Consider the following 2,062-nt stretch of genomic DNA (forward strand, 5'->3'; position numbering starts at 1 on the left):
TGGACACTTCCCCGAAATACTGCTCCAGCTCTTTGTTGATGGCCGCAATCATCATCGATTCAATACCATATTCTTCCAGTGGTTTATGCTCCGTAAATTTTTCGGGAGAGATCCGGGTGGTGACAGACAGAATGCGCTTTATCAGCTGCAAGGCGCTGCTGTACAGGTCCGTGGCCGGAAGAGAAGCGGCCGGTTTCCCATTCCCGGAAGTGATGTCAGATGAAAACATAGTTTGTTGTTTTGTATCGGTTTCCCGGGTAATAAAATAAACAGGTGCAGTGCCTGTAAGACAATTTTCCAGTGCAGTGATACCAGCAGTAGCAGAGAGTGTATCATACTCCGCTGCTGCTCCCGCTGGCAGCTGCATACCACCTTCCTGCCACAGCGGCCATGCCACCGCACGGGTGATACCAGGTCTGTTGTTACTGGCATGCCGCACTGCGGCAAACGCGTTGAGAAAACTGTTAGCGAATGAATAGTCGCACTGGCCAGGTAACCCAAGCCATGCTGACCAGGAAGAAAACAGCAGGAAGCCATCCAGCGGCTGGTCCCTGGTATGCTCATCCAGCAATACAGTACCGTGTAGTTTAGGAGCGATGACTGACATGAATTCCGCTTTTGTTTTCTTCAGCAGGAAATTATCACACAGCACACCGGCGGAATGAAATACGCCGCGGAGTGGCCCGCTGTCGGCCGTTACGGTTGCTATCAACGCCGTTATAGCCGTTTCATTGGTCACATCCGCCTGGTAATATCTTACCTGTTTTAATGGCTTCAATAACTCACGGATGACGGTATCCGGTGCGCGGCGGCCACACAGGCTGACATGCGCCTGGTATGTTTCAGACAGGTACCTGGCGAAGATCAACCCCAGTCCTCCCGCACCTCCCGTAATCAGGTAGTGGCCGTTCTTTCTGAAAAACGTGTGCCCGTTGCCGTTACCGCCCATCTCCGGTGATGCTTCCAGACCAACGGTGAAGCGGCCCTGGTCTTTAAATAGCAGCATGCCTGTAAAAGCCGGCGTCCGCATCTCCCGGCGCAGGATATCAGCCCTGTTATCAAAAGCAGCCGCATCAGCCAGTCCTATCAGCTTTATATCAAACAACGGTGTTTCATTTCTCAGCGAGCGGGCAAAACCAATCAGCGCTTCATGCACCGCCGTATAGTAATCCTGCTGTTGCCTGTAGAGGTAACATAGCTGTATGCGTGCCGCGGGCTTAATGCGCTGCCAGGCACGGACAATATCAAACACCGGCCAGATACCAGCAGCGGCAGCTTCCGCTGCTGTGCCGCCGCCGTTTAACGGTAAGGCATATACGATAAATTCCGGGAAGGTCCCATTATGTTGTGAGCGGAGTAAAAGCTGGTAATATTCCTCTCCATCATCGCTGTAACCGTTAAACAGTTCCTCGGGAATAACTGGTTTCGACAGATAATAACCCGCCTCCCGCAGCCGCTCTTCCAGCGCCGGGTCGTCACCAAGGAACCATACCTGTTCTCCCGCCGCAGATCTCAGCACCGGCAAAGGATCTGGTACAACGGCAGGAACCTCGTACCGGATCACGCCTTCATGCGCCGCAACAGGAGGATGTTGAATAGTATGATGTATCATGCATATAGGATTGATGGGTTAGTGTTGCAGCAGGATCTTTTCGGCCTCCATTGCTGTGATATGACCGGATTCTACCTGCTTCATCAATGCGATCATCTGGTCCATGGAAACAGTTTTGCCTGCAGGGCGGGCATGACCATTCTGAGGACGTGCAGGTATTGATTTCACGGTGAAGTCGGAGAGCGCCGCTACTATCCCGCCGGCTGCAGTTGTAATCAGCAGGTCGAAGTAACGTAGCTTGTTATTACCTTCCTTGCTGCCCGGTGTGATGTACACATAACCTTCATTCGTAGGTGTGGCGCCAATGTAGAACTGTTCCAGTGCAAACGGCAGCCATAAATCTTCCGCCGCCGCCTGTTCATCCTCCATCAGCGCCAGTACAGACTGGAATGCTGCATCCACAACCGTCACCATCAGCAATTCAGGCTTCACGTCGGCGGGTACACGAAA

Annotated in this window: 2 protein-coding genes; both read right to left on the reverse strand. The window is 52.6% G+C overall.

All coding sequences use genetic code 11. The features are described from left to right. Window positions 1-1,612, reverse strand: a 1,612-nt coding sequence (locus tag VM802_RS16720) for a beta-ketoacyl reductase (protein ID WP_325532520.1), incomplete at its 3' end; no start/stop codon positions are given. Between the two features lie 18 nt (window positions 1,613-1,630). Further along, the coding region (locus VM802_RS16725) for a polyketide synthase dehydratase domain-containing protein (RefSeq protein WP_325532522.1) at window positions 1,631-2,062 on the reverse strand (432 nt) is incomplete at its 5' end.

Source organism: Chitinophaga sp. (genome assembly GCF_035538455.1).
Classification (GTDB): Bacteria; Bacteroidota; Bacteroidia; order Chitinophagales; family Chitinophagaceae; genus Chitinophaga.